Raw genomic sequence first — 19,288 nt, 5'->3', positions numbered from 1 at the left:
TTGGGTCGCCAGTATTTAGGGAAAACTGCCATAAGGAGTCGCCATTGGATGCAAATTATGAGCTTGATTCTCATTAATATATAAATACTGAGTATTTATACTCAATATTTGAACTATGATTCACTTCTACACTTAAAGCCACTGTCTATGTGACAGTTGTGGGTGCGGAATGTGGGCTGCAAAACTTCCTACCATGCCCCCGTAATCAGATAAGCCGCCATCAGATTGCCTCAATGCAGCATTTTGTCTGGTGATTGCCTATTTATCATTACTGAGAGTTTGTCAGTTAATTGTTAGGGTTTCCCTGCTTAATGATTTCCATTTTTGTAATGATGGATTCCTTTCGGGTTTTGCCACAGGGTTCAGCACTTTGGCAATCATTGATTGAAACGAGCTCATAAGAAACGCGAACTTTCTGATTTAAGAAAGTATTTGGGTTTGCACAGCTCTCAAAATCGGCACCAACCTCATGCTGGATTGCGTTTTCATCTACTAACGTGACATAGCACATCAAATCTCCCATTACCATATTTTTGACTGTGCCAATGCCAGGTTGTTCGCGTGAGGTTTGCTTAGTTTCGTTAGCCTTAGCTACGAAATTATCTTGTGAATTTCCCAAATCTTTGGATTTAACTTGTTCAACAGTATTTGATTGAGCTTCCTTAGAGCCATAATTCTCTGATTTAACACAGCTCGTCATTCCGATTGAGGCAATTGCGATCGCTATTGTTACAATCAGCTTCTTTGAAGTAGAGGTTTTAACGCCAATCATATAAGTTCTTCCTCGATTGAAACAGTTTTGAGATAGTAATGATGTGGCGCAGCTACAGCTAATTCCACAGGAGCACAAATTCTCTTGTCTAACTCCTGAGAGTAAAGTTTTTGTTCTTGATAGTCAAACTTTCTGATACCACATGAGAAAAATTAAACCTTATCCGGTCATTATTAGTCCGGTTATGTTGTACTGGCGCAGAAAATTTAAGCCAGACCATGAGGACTGGGGGACGATGAGACGAGCGCGATCGCTCCCTACCTCTTTTCGCATCCAACCCCATTACTGTTGTGGTCAAAGCCATGCGAGCCATGCGGTAAAATCTTGTGCCAATGGCAGTTTGGAAATCAAATAATTTGGAAGCAAGCAGGTCAATGATCTAAAATCAGAGCAATCATCTTATAATTAATTGCAAAAGATAAAATTTTCGTAGGTCGAAGCGGGGGCGAAAACCTGCGGGGTCTCACGAAAAACGCCAGAACCTTGACAAATAAATAGTTTCAAAGTTTTCAGTAGCCTTGCTATTGCTAAAAATCTGCAATAGCGATAGCTGAAATGAGGTTTTGAAAGAGACTTACGAAAACCATCTTTTAAATCCTCTCGCCGTATAAGTTTCAGACGGCGCTCTTTCCGCCGACATAATCCCCGCAAGGGGACTGAAACGAACAGCTTAATGGATTACTAGATCTTTATCTGTGTCTTTCCGCCGACATAATCCCCGCAAGGGGACTGAAACGTGAAGCAATCCTCTCTAAACTGCAATATCTAACCCGCTTTCCGCCGACATAATCCCCGCAAGGGGACTGAAACACCAAAGATGTCAGGGATGCGGCACCCGATGGTCTTTCCGCCGACATAATCCCCGCAAGGGGACTGAAACTTCCAAAACGAGCGGCTAAAGGTGCTGTCGCATCACGCAACTTTCCGCCGACATAATCCCCGCAAGGGGACTGAAACCTAAAAGTATTAGGAGAAACCGAAACAGATCCGACTTTCCGCCGACATAATCCCCGCAAGGGGACTGAAACGCATCAAGATTGATCCCTAAATCTGAGGTTAGCTTGCTTTCCGCCGACATAATCCCCGCAAGGGGACTGAAACATCTTCACAAATTTGATAAGCTGCCTGGGCCTTATTCTTTCCGCCGACATAATCCCCGCAAGGGGACTGAAACACTTGTAGTAACTGCTGCTGCGTTCTCGTCGTAGATACTTTCCGCCGACATAATCCCCGCAAGGGGACTGAAACTCTAATTCTTGCAGTCGCTGAGCTTGTGCCTTGAGGCTTTCCGCCGACATAATCCCCGCAAGGGGACTGAAACAAACAAAGCCCAAAAAGAAGCGCACTCCGTCACTGCTTTCCGCCGACATAATCCCCGCAAGGGGACTGAAACATGCAATAAACAGCCGAGGGAGCATAAAACTGAGTAGCCTTTCCGCCGACATAATCCCCGCAAGGGGACTGAAACAATACCTCGCCTACAGTTGAGTCAATTTTAACACCACTTTCCGCCGACATAATCCCCGCAAGGGGACTGAAACAATTAATTCAAAAATCCAGAAATTTTGACCTGGTGGACTTTCCGCCGACATAATCCCCGCAAGGGGACTGAAACAACGTTAGAGCGCTGGTAATCACCTCCAATCCGGGGCCCTTTCCGCCGACATAATCCCCGCAAGGGGACTGAAACATACTTGGCAATTATTGAAGCTGCCGATATCTGTGGGACTTTCCGCCGACATAATCCCCGCAAGGGGACTGAAACATAACCAAATCGTTGATGGTGTCAGCGGAATTAGTTGTCTTTCCGCCGACATAATCCCCGCAAGGGGACTGAAACACCAAATCTCACCGCAAGGCGTGTGACCGGGGGTGCTTTCCGCCGACATAATCCCCGCAAGGGGACTGAAACACAGTCATATTGCTTTTGCCTCATGTCGAGAGGACTTAAACTTTCCGCCGACATAATCCCCGCAAGGGGACTGAAACCGGATTCTGATTTCGGGGATGTGATAGAGATTCGTCCTTTCCGCCGACATAATCCCCGCAAGGGGACTGAAACTTTTCTCTTCAATAAAACGTGCCCGAAAATTAAAACCTTTCCGCCGACATAATCCCCGCAAGGGGACTGAAACAAAAGGTAGTCTTGCCAGCACCCGTACTGGAAGGAATCTTTCCGCCGACATAATCCCCGCAAGGGGACTGAAACCCAATAATTGAATTGGTATTCGGGCATAGTTTCTTCGGCTTTCCGCCGACATAATCCCCGCAAGGGGACTGAAACCTCCCAAATTGTTAAGCGCATTTGCTCAAACCAATACGGCTTTCCGCCGACATAATCCCCGCAAGGGGACTGAAACAGTGAGACTTCTGCTAGGGTGCATCCTACGAAGGCTAGAAACTTTCCGCCGACATAATCCCCGCAAGGGGACTGAAACTCAAAGAGTTTCTATTTTGAAATAAATAATTAACTTGACTTTCCGCCGACATAATCCCCGCAAGGGGACTGAAACAGAAATCTGAATATCGCAAGCGACAACTTGCAGAAACTTTCCGCCGACATAATCCCCGCAAGGGGACTGAAACCGCCCGGTCTTTTTGTTGTGGCGTTGCACTCGGTGCGCTTTCCGCCGACATAATCCCCGCAAGGGGACTGAAACAGCTTTCAAAGACTTGCTGAACTGATGGGTGTTGATGCTTTCCGCCGACATAATCCCCGCAAGGGGACTGAAACTCTTCTGGCAAAAATTAAGGCTTCCTCCCATCCTTTCCTTTCCGCCGACATAATCCCCGCAAGGGGACTGAAACATGTATCGTTGACTATCACTGCCGATATGACAATACTCTTTCCGCCGACATAATCCCCGCAAGGGGACTGAAACAACAGGGTGCCGTAGATCAAACACAGCCGCTTCTCCTTTCCGCCGACATAATCCCCGCAAGGGGACTGAAACCGACAAAGTAAAGTTGTAGAGGAATTTCTTCGAGCGCTTTCCGCCGACATAATCCCCGCAAGGGGACTGAAACCTATTTCTTCTGCAATTTCTGCTGCTAAATATCCTGACCTTTCCGCCGACATAATCCCCGCAAGGGGACTGAAACGAGTGAGTTTGCAAACTGCGGGTAGGCTCAACTACCCGCACCTTTCCGCCGACATAATCCCCGCAAGGGGACTGAAACAATAACTTTTATAAGTCAGATAACGCGATCGCATCCTTTCCGCCGACATAATCCCCGCAAGGGGACTGAAACGAAAATACACCGACGATGCCGGGGCAGTGCATTCAACTTTCCGCCGACATAATCCCCGCAAGGGGACTGAAATTTCTCTCTCCTGATAAATCTTGACTTTCTGCTCTAGCGCTTTCCGCCGACATAATCCCCGCAAGGGGACTGAAATCCTTGAAAAAGGTGAGCGCCCATAGTGGGGTAAATTTCCGTAACGTTATAAGCGATCGCCTTTCGACTCCCGCACAATCCGCATGACAGTATTCTTGGACAACTTCAACTGCGCGGTGATTTGGCGGTAAGACAGCCCATCTGCAACCAGTTCCAATACCTTTGATTCCTTAGCCTTTACCTCGGCGGGTATCTGCCCTGGTTGCCGTCCAAACTTCTGCCCCCTCGCCTTAGCCGCTGCCATGCCCGATTTGACCCGTTCTCGGATTAAGTCGCGTTCAAATTCCGCTAGTCCAGACATTAAGGTTGCCATCAGCTTTCCCTGCGGTGTACTCAAGTCGAACTCCATGCCAGTCTGGGCAATCAATAAAACCTTCCGTGATTGCAATTCCTGAAGAGTTCCGATCAAGTCGATCGTACTGCGTCCCCATCGGGTAAGCTCAGTTACCAGCACCGCATCGATTTTGCGGGATTGTGCTAGCGCCAAAACTTTCTGCCGCATTGGTCGATCGTCTTGCGCCCCTGATGCCGTCTCCCTAAAAATTGCGACAATGTCGAAGCCAGCGCTCGCAGCATATTGTAGTAAGTCCTGTTCTTGGCGATCACAGTTTTGGTCGTCGGTGCTGACGCGACAGTAAATTACCGCCCTACGCTGTCCCATTTGAAGCCTCTTAAAAACAATGGCTGGAATGCTTGCTCCAGCGATGTAAAAATTCTTATTTATTTGTCCCATCTAAGGAGTAGCTTAATTTACTCAGTTCAGCCCCAAGTGCTGCTCAGACATAGAAATCGACATCGGGGGCAGAATTGGCACAGGCTGTCGAGGTGTTTGCTCCAGGCGACAAAATATTTCACCCCGAATTTGGTGAAGGGGTTGTCGAGGAGCAAATACGAGATATGCTCTTTTGCCGATTCGCCTACGGTAAGTGGTTGCCTTGGGCTTGGGAGGTGCGTCGTATTTTCAACAATTAGTCGCATTGCCCGCTGCCGCGAAAACCGAGCATAGGCGTAGCAAAAGCTACCTAAGGTCGATAAAGGGGAAGAACTATTTCCGGAAATAGTTCTTCCCCTTGTAGCTGCTAGCACCAACTTCGCTCTCTCACTGTCAGCGTTCTTGTACAGAATTACTGGTTACGACTCTGCTGTGTTTAACTTTTGAGTAAAGCTGAATTATTCATTTTTACCTGAATTATTCATTTTTACCATCAAAGAAGAGGTAGGACGAAGCTTTTCTTGGATGTCGCGAATGGTATAAATATTTTTTGCCATTTCTGTACTGTGATGCATCCAAAATGCGGCGGCCTCTCGTTCTTTATCTGAAACCTGAATTTCATCTAGATAAGAACAAAAAATATGCCGTAGCTTGTGTGGATTAACCTGGATTTTTGCCTTATTTTTAAAAATATGACTAACTAAGCTACACATACCACGTTTGTCCAGAGGAACCCCTCTCCTGGTTCTGATAAATAAAAAATCGTGATTTTCTCCGCGCAGCATAACTTCTCTATATCCTTCATATATCCACCGATTTAGGTAATCATAGAATTTACTGCCATCTTTAAATTCAATATTAGGTATTTCGCCAATAAACTCACCGTATATATCTCCTGTTTTGTAATCCTCAGGCATTAGATGGATATAATATTTTGCTTCATTAGAATTAGCCAATAAAGTTTTGGGAGTAAAACCTGCTTCCGTAAAAAGTCCGTGCTTTAAAGTTTTCCCAATTCTTAGCTCTCTAAATGTTCTTTGCCTGTCTGGAGGAATAACAGTAAGCATTGATAAAACTAAAAATCTCATTAAGCTTGCCGAAATTGCACTCTTACTTCTTCTTTGATTGCGTACAGTTCTGACTTTATTTCTTCTAGTTCTATCAAAATAAATATGCGTTTCATTGGATTCCAATCTAAGCCTTTCTCGCACTTCCAAAACCTCAGCCCACGTTAAAGGCAACGTATCAATTTTTTTAGCCTGCTTCGGCAACTTATTTATAAATATTCTAAGTTTAGCTATTACTGATATGTCTTCATAATTGGAAGCTTCACCCTCGTCAGTTATGTCTCGATATAAGTACTTAGCTAAGGTGATCAGTGCTCCTAAATATATCTGTTTTGTTCTAGAATTCAAGACTTCATATTCTAGAAAAAATTCTTTGATTAATTTAATTGTTTTATCCGCCTCATTTTTGGCTTTGTGCCTCAGTTTCCCTTCTGTAATAAGAAAATCTTCAAATCTTCTGAAGTCAGAGATATTAACCCTTGTATCAATTACTGGAATGATTTTTTCAACTGTTAACCCGTCTAACGGCTCTCCTTCTTTATGTAGCCATCCCAGTAATCTAGTGATTTGTACTAATGTTAATTCTGCTGTAATCTTTCTAGCGCCTAAGGTAAAGACAATAAAATTTTCAAAATTACTTAGGCTTTTTGAAATTATTTCCAGGTGATGCTGAATAATTTTTAATAGTTCTCCATCTTCTTTTTCAGGGTATTTTTTCTTGAACTCCTCTAAATACTTAGAGGGATTAAAACTGAGTTTAATTTCAGCTTTTTTCTTCTTTTTGGGAGTGATTCTCTGAATATGACTTTTATCTAAAATCGCCGCCTCTCGATTTCTTAAATACCGAACGGAAGGGTTGCTACTTTTTTTCTTATCGTTGATAGTTTCTTGTATCTCATTTTTTAATGATTTATTCTCTCGCAAAAATTCAATAAATAACTTAATGTAAGAGCGTGGATAACGACGTAATTTTTTTTCAGTTTTTGTGTACTCAAATCCTTTTTCAAGTGCCTCTAGTAAGTCGGTATCACTCAATTCTGTCAATTTGATTGTTCCCATCAATTCTTGTGCTTGCATTAGCTCGTTTGCATTCATTCGATTTTTTGAAAGCTTAAGCCCAAAGGCTGGCAATAGATAGCGATTAATAGCACTTACTATCTGGCGTTTGTTAGAGGCGTTTGAATAGACGGTGATAGCTTCTAGGAGTGTTGTATAGGGCATGGTTTTCTTCTGTTAACGTGTGGATAAGCTGAACTCTTATTCATTAGTAATACTTATAACATAATTATGTGTTATGTTCAACAAATTTTAATTATAGTTGCACTTGTCAACGCCAAAGGAGTAACTATTTTAGTAACTACTAAGATGAGAGCTTGGCTGGCGACTCGTGGCGTTTTCCTTAAAGCCCACTACCTTCTACATCGTTGTCCCAGCTCACTATAGCTGGCATTCAGCCGTTCAACACATTAATAGAGAAGCTAAAACCCGACTAAAACAAAGCTTCAAAAAGTTCTAGAAGTGACCATAATGTTGTATAACCTCTATACAACACCTTCTTACCCCTCTTTTGGTGGGGATAAGCTAAAGCTATAGCTAGTCTAGAATTAAGCCTATGCAAGGATGAGAGGGTTTTGATATTTGCAAAAAATCCTCCACACCAGCTAGAATACTGCCAGAATTAGATTAGAAATGTTGTACAACGTTCTCAAAGGTAGTAGGCTGGATGAGTAAATCAGGGGAGCCACAATCAGATAAGCAAGACTTATCAAGAAAAGGTAAAAAGGGAATGCGTGGGCGACCACTTTACTACGATGAGGTCAAACAAAAGAAGCATTTCATGCTGACCCCGACAGCTATTAAAACTTTGGAGGAACTGGCAACAAAACAAGCCCTCAGCAATTCAGAAGCCCTAGAGCAGCTACTCCGAACAATTGGAGGTAAGCCTACCCAGAGTTAGCCCTCGCTCTCAGCTCTCCACGCTAGGAGAGGCAAATAGAGCGAAGCTGTCATTAGGGGCAAAGAGAAGGCTTGAATAATGATGCAGCTTTCCAAACGCACCAGCTCTGCCCAAGGCTTGTACCAATCTCCGAAATACGGAAAGTTTATTATGCCGCCCGAAAAATGACGACGTGCGATCGCGTGAATATCTCCCGACCCTGGAGTGAAAGAAATGGAGGCTTTCGCCATCGGCAAAGTAGTTAAACTACCCCCATCTGTTAAGCCAGGGGTTATGCTGTTAGTTAGAAAATTAGTCTTCTTGGACGGCTATTACACAGCCCGCATCAGTCGTCCAAAAGTACCTTGACTGCCTCATCAAAGCTTTGGATTGTTTGCTCGTACAACTTAAAAATACGGCGCGTCGCCACGCCAGAGACAATCCCCGCTGTGGTGGTAGGTACGTTAGTGGCTTTGATTTAGTGGAGCAGTATACCAGTGTAATAGAAATAAAAGTCGATAGTTAATACATCCTTCCATTGGAGAAGAGCTGCCTCTGTAACTCTCAAACCGTGGCGATAGATTAAAAGCAACAGCGTAAAATCCCGATGTGGATATCGCCCCGTTTTCTTAACACCCTGTAGCAGCCGCTCCATTTCATCAGGTGTCAAATAAATTCTCTCATTATCTGGTTTTGCTTTCTTAATCGGGGGTCTGGATTCTTCGATTGTGAGTACGACTTAGATTGTCATTACAACTCCGCCTAAAACAGTATTTGGTCAGGTCAATACAGCAACCCTAAAAGTCAATAAACTCGTTAGTCGCTGAGGGCAACTCCACCTAAAAGAGTCCAATTTGGTGGAGTTTAAACCACTGATTCTGGCATACTTAATCCAGTGGTTAAACAAGCATTTGTTTTGAGTAATTAAGCTGAGGGGCGACACGCGCCCTTAGAAGAAGGTGTTTGAAAAGCCCTGCTAATTCTGAGCGTAGTCGCTTAGCAAAAGAACAGGAGCGTGCGCTTAGCAACACGGGGAGCTTTATTATAGTTTTGTAGTAAATTTTTTGCTTATTAAGATTGGTACAGAATTGTTCTTGTGATTGTATTGCATAGGTAAACATGCGATCGCGCTTTAGCGACTAAGCGAGCGCGTTTGTTAAGATTGAAGCTTAGATTTGGCAAGAACTCCATCAAAAGTGCGATCGCTTTTCGGCTAATTATTAAATTAATGTTTGCCGCGCTCGCTCCTCACTCCACCACTGGTGTCTCTTTCGGTTCCTTGGGCTTTTTCTCAAAAACTTGGATGTTTGGCTCCAGTAACACAAAGCCGTTTTCATTGGCTTGGCCCATCTTTCCAGCAATAGCCGCAACCCACATCGGGTAGTCCGCTTGTGCCTGTTCTAGCTTTTTAAAGACTTTGGGTTTGACAGTAACACTCACCAGCCGCCCGTCACAGTCAATTTCAAAGGACTTCCAGCCATTCTCAACCGTTTTTATATCGGCTGGGAATTCGCTGATTTTAATCGTGATTTCCAGCTTTCCTGAAGTTGTCATTTATCCTCCAAGCTAAAATGGTCTTTGTTTTCATTCAAGGACGGCATAAAGTAAGCGATCGCTATAAGGTATCAACGCACCCCCCAACTTCATCCGTCCAGTTTCACTAAGCCGCTAGCCACTCCAAACGAGAAGATTCAAACAGAGTCATACCCAGCAGAGTAACTGCCAGCACTCCCACGAGAATGAGGGGAGGTAGAAGACCGCCAAGTTATGCGAGAACCACACAACCTAGAACGGCTAGCAACCGAACTGCGATAATATCACTTGGTAGAGAACGAGGTACAGCCCACTTAGTAGCACTTAGTCCGAGCAAAAACACCGCAAGTCCGCCGCAAAGAACTGTTCGCGCCTCGACTGTCAAATTTCCTTTAACAGCCGCTTCAATGGCTGACTGAATATCAACTCCGGTAGCAACAAGTCAGCACACCTCAACCGCTTTCTAGTAGTGCTATCCGGCTAATATGGGTATGAGTGAATAGCCCACTCAGTAATGACTTCACCATCACATAGCCAGTAGTAGCATTAATTTCCAATACTCGCAGCTTTTCAGTTCCTTGAGTCTGAAGCCACTTCACTACTGCTCCCACACACAGATTCTGGACTGATGTCTTAGCTGAAGTTGTATGGGAGTTGAGTACGTCTGGATCATTTGCGATCGCTGAATTTGATAAATCAATATTTTCGCCCTCAGCAGCAAGAAAACCGCTTTCGTTTATGGGTGAGGCGTCTGCGATCGCATCCCTTGCTTCCCCTCCCAAGTCAAGCGCCTCCTCTTCTGTTGTTGGGGAGTTTGGCACAGAGGGGTTTGGCACAGGGGGAGATATATCTATATATTTATCTGGGGGTGTGACACATTGTATCCTATTGATACATTCTGCTGAGGTGTCAGGCAGTGCCTTTGGCAGTGCTAAGCAGTTTGCCTTCTCCTGTGCCAGAGTGTCGCGATTCAGCCAGATATCGAAAATTTCCTGACGCCCATCAGTTGGAAACTGGAATTGATACACTCTAATCCGTTTGCGTCTGTTCCTAGAGTCCCGTTCCTCCGTGCGCTCCTGGCGGATGCACTTGAGAGTAAAGCCTAGTTTAGCTTTGCAAATGATTTGCACTACTTCCATTGGCTGCGCTCCCTTATGAATGGTTAATCCTAGGAAGTCCTTGATATCCCGACTGTAAAGTTTAATTGTAGAGGCGAACTTCTCTACTTCTTCGTCAGTTCCTCTCCATTCCCTGTCTGGGTCAAATAATTGTGTTAAGCCAAGCTTTGAGAGAGCTTCTACCTGAGAAGTTAATAATTTAATATCTTGGGGACAGACCTTACCATTGCCACGCGCTAGATGTTCGGATAGATGTTGGCGATCGCGCTGCTTGACAAGCTCAGGGTCGTGAGTCAAATAATAATGCAGTCTCAGCTTGGCATACCAACCGTCATCATCTTTAAGTTTCAACTCAGCCGTTATTGGTACCCCGTAGCGCTGCTTTAACTGATGCTTTTGCTCTGCATAACGCTCATCTGAAGTTTTAGTCCGTTTCTCTTTTAATTCTTGGTATTTAGTTTCATTTGGAATATCAAACGCATTGGCGATAGCTTCAGCTTCATTTTTTCTATTCTGTTCCCTGACAAGAGTTGCTTCATCCTTGAGTTGAATAGCTTCGGCAGACCGTTGCTCTAGTTCCTGCTCTAGAGGAGTTACTTGTTCTTCTAGGTGTTCTAGTAAATCCCAGTTCTGGATGTTGTTTGCGGCTAACTGCTGCGCTTTCAGTTCGGAAATTCCTTGCTCTAGTTCATTCTCGCGGCATAGTTTCACCCGATGTCCTTCAGCTTTCAAGCCCTCCCATACAGTCTGGCGATAGTCCCACATCCCTGCGTTAATTCTCGCTGCCATTTTTGCCCAAGTTCTAATATTAATTGGGTCATTCGTGACACTATCAATATCAAAATCCACGTCCTTTAATAAGCGGATATTGGTATTGATAATTTTATTTTGGGATTTGATGACAGCTTTATAATTAGCACTCCCGTTGCTGATCTTACCGAGACCAAATGGGTTAGTCCAGATGTATCTGGGAACTTTCTCATCCCTTAACCGTGCTAGAGCTTGCAACACATCGCTAGTAGGAATGACACCTTGGAAAATGCCAAAGACGCCTTTAAAGTAGCCTCTGACATCAATGCTGACACCAGTGCCGATAGTAGGAGAACAGATGATGATGTCGTATTGGCGAACAACTTCATTAAGACGTTCGACGCAACCATAGGCAGGATGACTTGGATCTGCGGTAGTCTCGCTATCAATCCGCAAAATCCGTAACAGAGGGAATCGCTTTTGTAATCGTGTTTCTGTATTGCGACAACTCCACTTTCCCTTAACTTTTTGGGAATCTTCCACTATCAAAGTGGGACCAGTGGCAGCGACCCGATTCAGTTCAGCAAACAGGGGTGACGGGTCTTTAGTGGCATAGAAGGTTGCGTCCCAACCTGATTGCGGTTTCCAGTCGTTTACTACCACCCAAGGCTCTATAGGGATGTTAGCGATCGCTTTGAGGTAGTCGATGGTCAAATCTGATAAGTCAGCGTCTTGAGCGATGACCAAGCCACCACTGCTCGTCACAGTGTGGATCAGCTCTGCTAGAGTTTCGAGGATGGCCACCCGGTTTTCGTAGCAAGTGGAGCTATTGAGGGCGTGCCATATAACCTGCTCGATTTCATCTAATACAATTATTGCCTCTCTCCAGTCTTCTGGATTGAAACGTGCAGCTGATGAGGGATGCAAGCTGTCAATACAAAGCCCGTAGCCTAGCAGCCCCCTGGTGTTAGATTGGCGCATATCTTCAATCCAGTCGATACCTAGCTTGGCGCAAATAGCCCGACCAAGCTGGGTGCGATGGGTAATTACCAGGGTGCGGCGTCCGATTCTACTTGCAGAAGCAATCAGCGGTTCTAGGGCTGATGTTTTGCCAGTACCTTTAGCAGACTTGATGCAAACTAATCCCGACTTCGGGAATGGTACGTTTTCTAAATAGCGCTGATTTAGCCGGAGAGTTGGAGTGTAGGTGAGCGTGTAGAGTTGTTTAGCCTGCCAAAAGCTGAAGTCAGGGGCTTCTTGATAGAGGGTATTAAAAGCACTTTTGCCTCTGGCAACTACAAAATCGTCAACGCCCTTTTCTGGTCCTGGCAGCTGGATAACCAGAGCTTTGCACCCAGAAGCAATAAACTGAGTACCTAGCTTGTTAATTTCCCAGTTAACGTTTTGAACTGTCTTCTGTTTAGCATCGTGGTCGAAGCAGATATAAATTTCTCTGCCCGAAGTGGCAAAGTGCTTCAGTTCTGGGATTAGGTATGGGTTAACCTTATTACCTTGTTCGTCTTTGGTGCGACAGCCGCCAGTTATTCCGGGTAAGGCGAGCGCTGCATAACCAGCACTCAGTAGACACGCGGCTTTTTTGACTCCCTCGCAAATAACAATGGGAATGTTGCGCTGCCAGACCCAGTGCCAAAAGCCTGCTTGCTGGTCTTCGGGGGCGAGGGGAATGTGGTAGCGAGAAGCAATTTCCTCCCAAATGTGTAAGGGAACTGCTAGAAAGAATGCCCTAGTGGATTGCTTCGGAGGGTGTTCGTATTTGACGGGTTTGGGCTTTTTCCCCTGAAATGACAACCGAGGGCGATTCGGCTTGAAGCATCCCCACAGCATGCGTGAAGAATTGTTGAGGGGGTCAATGCCGGAACACCCCCAGCCGCCCTGCTCGATATGTCCGTATTTTTCTCTCGCCCAACGCCATTGGGCATCTGGATGAACTTTGCCGGAAGCGGCTGTAATATCCGTAAGAAGCCAACGATAAGCTAAATCTCCAGAAAGCGATCGCACGTTTAGCGCGATAATTTCTTCGTCTACAGCGCTATCGAGCCATTCTGAAAAGTGCTTTGGCTCAATCTGATCGGGGTATGTCATACCATACCCCCTTGTTGGGAAGTTGTTCCCGTTCTAGAATTAAAACAGCAGAGCAGTACATTGCTCTGGTTAAAAAAGGCGGGCATCTTGCCTCCTTAAAATTTAATGCCCCCTGAAAACGAAACCGGTTCCCCAACTCAGAGACGTTTCAGGTGGATAAACAGTTTGCAAAGCGCTGCCTATTCGCGTAGGTGGCGCTTTGTTTATTATTGCTGTAAATAATTTTATTGCCAAAGCTGCCTCAAGGAGAATTAATTAATTGCAAGGGCGCGATCGCTCTGTGTAGCTCAGCCTTTATTTCTGCCTCACCGTCAGATAGCGTTTGACAAGCTGAAAACCGCTCGTCTGGAAGGAAGGTGACTCTTCCAAAACTTCCAAGTGCTGATGTAGAAAAGTAGCGATCGCTTGCACGTCTTCGGGAAATCCGGTGAGCTTGATCTTTACCGTACCGTCCATTTACTTTGCCCCTTATTTTCCAGGTAAATTGTTCCCCTGCCCCGGTAACACTTCGGTTGGGTGTCCTTCAAGGGTAGATACAGTTCCTTCCGGGGGAAAAGTGTAGTGGAAAGCAGGAACGGATTTGTTACCAAAAGCGCACCCCCACTCGCAGCGACGAGCAGGGGTAAAGGTAAGTTAGCTGGTAGTACAGAGAGCTGGAGCTGAGCCAGCAGAATTTTTACTTAGGTAGCTGGAACCAATGCTGGAACCAATAATGGAACTTGTGGCAAAGTGCTTGCCTTCTCGCCATGTAATCCGTTGCCTTAAGATGTAGCGTGGTAACAGAATGTTGCGAGGAAGAACGAAACAGGCATAAATGCGGCTGGGGGCGCACGAAAGCGCCTCAGAAAATGTTTTCATGGATCTTTAGCCTTGGTAGTTGCGGTTACAACTGTCAGGGTTAGATGTCTGTCGGTGGTCGAAACACTGGCAGACATTGCCTAGACTGTTAACGGTAACGTTATCACAGTTGGGAAGAAAAAGCGATTGCCCAAACTTAGTTATTGAAATTGGCTGAAATAGCCTCTATTGGGTGATTTGTGGTAACAGTTAACTCCGAAAGCCTACGAAAAAGTTTAAAAAGTTCCGATTATTGCCTGCTACTGACCGCACTACGCAACGGGAGCATCCCGTATTGGCAAATATGCTCAAAGACTCGAAGCCTTGATGCTCCACAAACCAAGTTCGCCTGCCTGGACTCAATTGGGCCAGCGGAGACAGGCTTTCTTTGTGTAGCTGCGATTTCTAATCGCCAGGTATTTTTTCTAACCAGAAAACCAGATATCTGGTTTTCTGGTCTTAGTTCCTAATCCGGTTCACCAAATCGAGTTTTGAGGGCTTCAATAATTACGCTGGTCATAGTGACTCCTGTCCTCTTAGATTCCCCTGCCCAGTGTCGCCTCAAACTTTTTGGTACTTTGACACATAGGTTGACTTCTTCTTCTGGTTCTCTGGCTTTCTGGCTTTCTGACTTTCTGGTTTTCTGATTTTCTGGTTTTCTAGCTTTCTGGTTATCTGGTTCTTTAGTTGGCTGACTTTCTGGCTTTCTGGCTTTCTGACTTTCTGGTTCTCTGGTTTCCTGGCTTTCTGGTTTTCTGGCTTGTCTAATCAAATCACCGTATTTACTGTTACTCATTCCAAATCTCCATTATTTCGTTGCCTAGTGCTTCATAATCAGCCCAAGCTGCCTTAAACCGGGCATCATCTAAATTCCGAATTGGTACACCAGCCAGCGCTGCTTTGGGAAATCCTGCTGTGCGACGAATCATCGTCTCAAATATTGGAACACCCCCTTCCTTTAAATCCTTACGCATCACTTCACCTTCCCGTGATGGATAGGGTGGCACAATGGTTATCAAAGCTCGGTAATTGGTATCGCCTAAATCCTGTGCTGTCTCTAACATGGGCTGCAAGCTCAACACGTCTGGGGCAGTGGGCAACACCAGCAAATCACAACCCTTAGCTAATTCCTTGAGGTCATCAGAATCGGGACGCGCCGGGGTATCGATTATCACGAAGTCAGAACTGGATACAACTTTCATTGCCTGTCGCTCATCGGCAACGAGGAAAGGAAGTTTCCCACGAGAATTCCATCCTAATGCCGTGCGGTTAGGATCGCCGTCAACTAAAACAGTTTTACCTAGATCGCTGAAGAATGTCGCGATGTGGACGGCCGTGACTGATTTTCCAACGCCCCCTTTGTACCCTGTTACAGTCAGGATTTTCATTAGATTTTACTTCTATCTGGTTTACCAGATGTCTGGTAAACCAGATAGGATTGGATTTTTCAAGAAGACAAAAGCCCTCTGCCATTGTAAAGCTGCTCTAAACCAGAAAACCAGAAACAAGTTTAGTGAGCAAGCTGTATTTAAGCTTACGTTAGGCCTGAAACTATAGATTTATTCTTGATCTGTGAACCCTAATGGAGTTGTTGAGTAATAAATAATTTCATAATATGGACTGGATGCAGGTGCAGTGAAGCGCACAATTGTCTGCGGTTTAAAACAATTTCTTCAAGACAGAACTATCATCCTATAATTAAGTAAGCTAAAATTTCGTGAGTCAAAGCGCGGGCTACAATCCCAAGGGTGTCACGAAAACCGCCAGAACCTTGACAAATGAATAGTTAGAGCGTTTTTTCAGTCGCTCAATAAATGCAATAGTTCGCAATAAATGTAGCTGAAATGAGGTTTTAAAAAGGACTTACGAAAATCCTGTTTTGAACCCTCTTGCAGTAAGTGTTTCAGGTAGCGGACTTTCCGAAGCCTTAATCCCCGTAAGGGGACTGAAACGTAGCGCCGCCTTGCTCCACCTCTCTCTTCCCTAGCCTTTCCGAAGCCTTAATCCCCGTAAGGGGACTGAAACCCATCCTTCCTCTCATTTACTTAACTAGGAAAGGTAGCCTTTCCGAAGCCTTAATCCCCGTAAGGGGACTGAAACGATAAAAGCCTTTGAAGGCGAAGAAGCTGTCCGATTACTTTCCGAAGCCTTAATCCCCGTAAGGGGACTGAAACTTGATGATTCGTCCAAAACAATTGCATCAAACCTAAGCTTTCCGAAGCCTTAATCCCCGTAAGGGGACTGAAACGCTTAAACACCACCGACGCTCTGAGTTTTGCTCAATGACTTTCCGAAGCCTTAATCCCCGTAAGGGGACTGAAACTTCGTGGAAATCCCAGCCATTCGCCCGGATGTTTTCGATCTTTCCGAAGCCTTAATCCCCGTAAGGGGACTGAAACATGGACTCATTTGGATAAATGATATAAACGACAAAACTTTCCGAAGCCTTAATCCCCGTAAGGGGACTGAAACTTGCAGGGTACGGTAGGTTGTTCAGTGTTGTACATTATTCTTTCCGAAGCCTTAATCCTCGTAAGGGGACTGAAACGATACTATTTGAAGCGTAGGAGAGTACAACTATGCTTTCCGAAGCCTTAATCCCCGTAAGGGGACTGAAACCATATCAAGTCTCGCCTTGTTCCTCCATTCCTCTATCTTTCCGAAGCCTTAATCCCCGTAAGGGGACTGAAACGATTCACGTTGCCTCCTTAGCAGCGAGTGTCTGAGCTTTCCGAAGCCTTAATCCCCGTAAGGGGACTGAAACCCGGTACAATCTCCTGGGCTTGCTGTTCGAGGTATTCTTTCCGAAGCCTTAATCCCCGTAAGGGAACTGAAACATCTATGAGAATTCTCTATATATAGATTACTTTGCCTTTCCACCAATAGAATCCCCGCAAGGGGACTGAAACAGTTCCAGTCCTTGCACTTTGGAAAAAAAACCGAAGCTTTCCACCAATAGAATCCCCGCAAGGGGACTGAAACAGATATCGGCAACCCGTTCAACCGTATCGGGATCGAATAGCTTTCCACCAATAGAATCCCCGCAAGGGGACTGAAACTTGCCTAGTAGGATGCGGATTTCTCCAGCGTTGACTCTTTCCACCAATAGAATCCCCGCAAGGGAACTGAAACAAGGAATCAAAATCGAAATACTTTGGCACATTCTCCTTTCCACCAATAGAATCCCCGCAAGGGGACTGAAACCGGAGAATCTGGTTTCCGTCTTGAGACAATGCTTGCCTTTCCACCAATAGAATCCCCGCAAGGGGACTGAAACCGAAGAGTAGTTGAACCTTTGGCTTTATCGTTGAGCTTTCCACCAATAGAATCCCCGCAAGGGGACTGAAACCTGCTAGGTGTAGCGCTGACTCCAGCTCCTGGCCCGCTTTTCCACCAATAGAATCCCCGCAAGGGGACTGAAACATCGCCTTCCTCATCCCAGGCCAATACGGGTAATTCTTCTTTCCGCCAATAGAATCCCCGCAAAGGAACTGAAACGATCGAATCAACATCAATTGTCAAAATTTTGACAATTGACTTTCCGCCAGGATAATCCCCGCAGTGGGGCTGAAACTACCCCGAATACTGCAAGGCAACCACTTTTAAACTTTCCGTTAGGGCTTTCCCAAGACGAAATTCGGTGAAGAGACTGAAACTGTTGACCAATGCCATAAAATTTCAGAAGATCCCGTTCACTTTCTGCAAATTATTTTTCATTTAATAGCTGCTCAAAACCAAAAATCTTACATCTTTTCTCGAAAACCAGATAACCAAAACTTAATCATGCTCAGCTTAGCTTCTTTAGGTTTCAGTTAGGGTTAAAGCTATGAGTTGACTGTTAAAGTGTAAGCTCTAATTAAGTCAAACCTTTTCTGGTTGAGTCAAAGCCCGTCGCGCTAACTTAGCATAAGTTTTAACCGTCTCCGGACGCATTTCTAGATCCAGAGCGATCGCCTTTAACGACTCCCCCCACTCCCGGCGTGCCAAAATAGTAGCCCAAGTTTCAGCAATCTCAGTAGCACGAGAACCACCCGTGCGCTTTCTTTGAGCGATAAACTGCTCTTGTAACTCAGCAATACGTTGTGCTAAGAGACTCTGCTGCGACAGTACAACCTGAGTTTCTTGGTTTAGCCATCCAGTTCTAGTTTGCCCCAATCCAAATGTTGTTTTGTGTCCCGTCCCACAATAAGGGGCAAACTGCCCCAGCGCATAGAACAACTGCTCGAACTCTGGCTGGTTGGCAGCGGCAGACGACAATCCCAACTCAACAGCGCCCGTAAACCCCGTAACCGAACCCTTCTTCCCCGCTGCAACTTTCACCGATTCCAAGCGGTGACGATGAATCAGCACGCACTCCTCTACCCATTCTAAAAATGCCTCTTGGTTGAATTCCCTGTTGGAAAAATCATTCCAGCGGCGCAGGTAGCTGTGAAATAAATTGTTAGGTACAGGTAACGGAAAGTGATGCCCCTTGCGGCGAAAGCTAGTAGGAGTGAGAAAGCTGAAAGTTAGCGTTGTCGATGGGAAACCAGCCTTTGAAAATAACTCGTTATAGGTTGTCGGTGCTAGAGCAATTTCACAAGTGCGAATTAGTAACGGAGCATCATGTAACTCAATCACCTCTGGTAACGCCTGTACCCATTGGGCAACCCACTCCACCACCGGCTTCGAGAACGCTGTTACATACCAGCGGTAAGACTCTTCAGCTTTGAGTTGAAGGTTTTTCCCCGCCGCGAGGAACTCGCCTTCCAAGCTAGAGATGGTGAATGGTTTCTCCGATTGACCATCATGCAGGTAAGCGGATAGTTCTGGATTTTTTTGACGCACCTGGTCTAAAAACCAAGCGTGTAATTTATTGGTGTACTGAGGATAGAGATAGTCCGCAGCGCGAGGAGTTAGTTCAAAGACTAACCCTACCAGTTCTGTTTCAGGCGACCAATTGAGGTCAGATAGAGCAGCATCTTTTTTTGTTCGTTTGGGTCGAGCCATCGCGCTTTTGATTGGACTTAGTGAGAATTCTAGCTAATTTCCATCCCCTAATGGGGATTAATTAGCCACATT

The 19,288-nt window shown here is 45.3% G+C and carries 15 protein-coding genes and 2 CRISPR repeat arrays; of the genes, 3 read left to right on the top strand and 12 right to left on the bottom strand.

From position 1 onward, the window contains the following. Positions 1–286: 286 nt before the first annotated feature. On the bottom strand, positions 287–772 hold the full coding sequence (locus tag H6F74_RS28600) for a hypothetical protein (RefSeq protein WP_190445482.1): 486 nt from the start codon (positions 770–772) through the stop codon (positions 287–289). A gap of 142 nt (positions 773–914) precedes the next feature. Here H6F74_RS28600 and H6F74_RS28595 point away from each other — a divergent pair, with 142 nt between their 5' ends. Beyond that, complete coding sequence (locus tag H6F74_RS28595) at positions 915–1,127, top strand: hypothetical protein (RefSeq protein ID WP_190445481.1); 213 nt, start codon at positions 915–917, stop codon at positions 1,125–1,127. 271 nt (positions 1,128–1,398) lie between these two features. After that, a CRISPR array of direct repeats spans positions 1,399–4,172; the repeat unit is 37 nt; unit sequence CTTTCCGCCGACATAATCCCCGCAAGGGGACTGAAAC. A gap of 45 nt (positions 4,173–4,217) precedes the next feature. Here the strand turns inward: H6F74_RS28595 and H6F74_RS28590 are convergent. Beyond that, complete coding sequence (locus H6F74_RS28590; RefSeq protein ID WP_190445480.1) at positions 4,218–4,832, bottom strand: recombinase family protein; 615 nt, start codon at positions 4,830–4,832, stop codon at positions 4,218–4,220. Positions 4,833–4,978: 146 nt separating this feature from the next. Here H6F74_RS28590 and H6F74_RS28585 point away from each other — a divergent pair, with 146 nt between their 5' ends. Next, positions 4,979–5,143 carry a hypothetical protein gene (locus H6F74_RS28585; protein ID WP_190445479.1) on the top strand — a complete coding sequence of 55 codons (165 nt, stop codon included), beginning with the start codon at positions 4,979–4,981 and terminating at the stop codon, positions 5,141–5,143. Positions 5,144–5,341: 198 nt separating this feature from the next. Here H6F74_RS28585 and H6F74_RS28580 read toward each other — a convergent pair whose 3' ends face one another. Further along, positions 5,342–7,171 carry a tyrosine-type recombinase/integrase gene (locus H6F74_RS28580; protein WP_190445478.1) on the bottom strand — a complete coding sequence of 610 codons (1,830 nt, stop codon included), beginning with the start codon at positions 7,169–7,171 and terminating at the stop codon, positions 5,342–5,344. Between the two features lie 502 nt (positions 7,172–7,673). Here H6F74_RS28580 and H6F74_RS28575 point away from each other — a divergent pair. Continuing rightward, positions 7,674–7,907: a hypothetical protein gene (locus H6F74_RS28575; protein ID WP_190445477.1), complete on the top strand. Its 234-nt coding sequence runs from the start codon at positions 7,674–7,676 to the stop codon at positions 7,905–7,907. On the opposite strand, the gene H6F74_RS28570 is transcribed toward H6F74_RS28575, so the two are convergent. From H6F74_RS28570 to cas6, 9 genes are all read right to left on the bottom strand, one after another. Beyond that, complete coding sequence (locus H6F74_RS28570) at positions 7,904–8,137, bottom strand: hypothetical protein (RefSeq protein ID WP_190445476.1); 234 nt, start codon at positions 8,135–8,137, stop codon at positions 7,904–7,906. The genes H6F74_RS28575 and H6F74_RS28570 overlap by 4 nt on opposite strands. Positions 8,138–8,364: 227 nt before the next feature. Next, positions 8,365–8,556, bottom strand: a complete 192-nt coding sequence (locus tag H6F74_RS28565; protein WP_277875889.1) for a tyrosine-type recombinase/integrase — start codon at positions 8,554–8,556, stop codon at positions 8,365–8,367. Between the two features lie 578 nt (positions 8,557–9,134). Then, a complete protein-coding gene (locus H6F74_RS28560; RefSeq protein WP_190445475.1) occupies positions 9,135–9,440 on the bottom strand; it encodes a fertility inhibition FinO-like protein in 306 nt (101 codons plus the stop codon). Positions 9,441–9,871: 431 nt separating this feature from the next. Continuing rightward, positions 9,872–13,390 carry a plasmid replication protein, CyRepA1 family gene (locus H6F74_RS28555; protein ID WP_190445474.1) on the bottom strand — a complete coding sequence of 1,173 codons (3,519 nt, stop codon included), beginning with the start codon at positions 13,388–13,390 and terminating at the stop codon, positions 9,872–9,874. A 294-nt stretch (positions 13,391–13,684) separates the two neighbouring features. Beyond that, positions 13,685–13,846 carry a hypothetical protein gene (locus H6F74_RS28550; RefSeq protein ID WP_190445473.1) on the bottom strand — a complete coding sequence of 54 codons (162 nt, stop codon included), beginning with the start codon at positions 13,844–13,846 and terminating at the stop codon, positions 13,685–13,687. 177 nt (positions 13,847–14,023) lie between these two features. After that, a complete protein-coding gene (locus H6F74_RS28545; RefSeq protein ID WP_190445472.1) occupies positions 14,024–14,248 on the bottom strand; it encodes a hypothetical protein in 225 nt (74 codons plus the stop codon). Between the two features lie 445 nt (positions 14,249–14,693). After that, complete coding sequence (locus tag H6F74_RS28540) at positions 14,694–15,023, bottom strand: hypothetical protein (RefSeq protein ID WP_190445471.1); 330 nt, start codon at positions 15,021–15,023, stop codon at positions 14,694–14,696. Continuing rightward, positions 15,016–15,615, bottom strand: coding sequence for a ParA family protein (locus H6F74_RS28535; RefSeq protein WP_190445470.1), 600 nt, complete (start codon positions 15,613–15,615; stop codon positions 15,016–15,018). The genes H6F74_RS28540 and H6F74_RS28535 overlap by 8 nt, the downstream gene beginning before the upstream one ends. Before the next feature lie 527 nt (positions 15,616–16,142). After that, positions 16,143–17,801: a CRISPR direct-repeat array (repeat unit 37 nt; unit sequence CTTTCCGAAGCCTTAATCCCCGTAAGGGGACTGAAAC). 287 nt (positions 17,802–18,088) lie between these two features. Next, positions 18,089–19,216: a CRISPR-associated endoribonuclease Cas6 gene (gene cas6, locus H6F74_RS28530; RefSeq protein ID WP_190445469.1), complete on the bottom strand. Its 1,128-nt coding sequence runs from the start codon at positions 19,214–19,216 to the stop codon at positions 18,089–18,091. Between the last annotated feature and the right edge of the window lie 72 nt (positions 19,217–19,288).

This window comes from Trichocoleus sp. FACHB-90 (assembly GCF_014695505.1).
Classification (GTDB): Bacteria; Cyanobacteriota; Cyanobacteriia; order Cyanobacteriales; family FACHB-T130; genus Funiculus; species Funiculus sociatus.
Note: the sequence above shows the minus strand (reverse complement) of the source record. Positions and strands in the feature narration are given on the sequence as shown.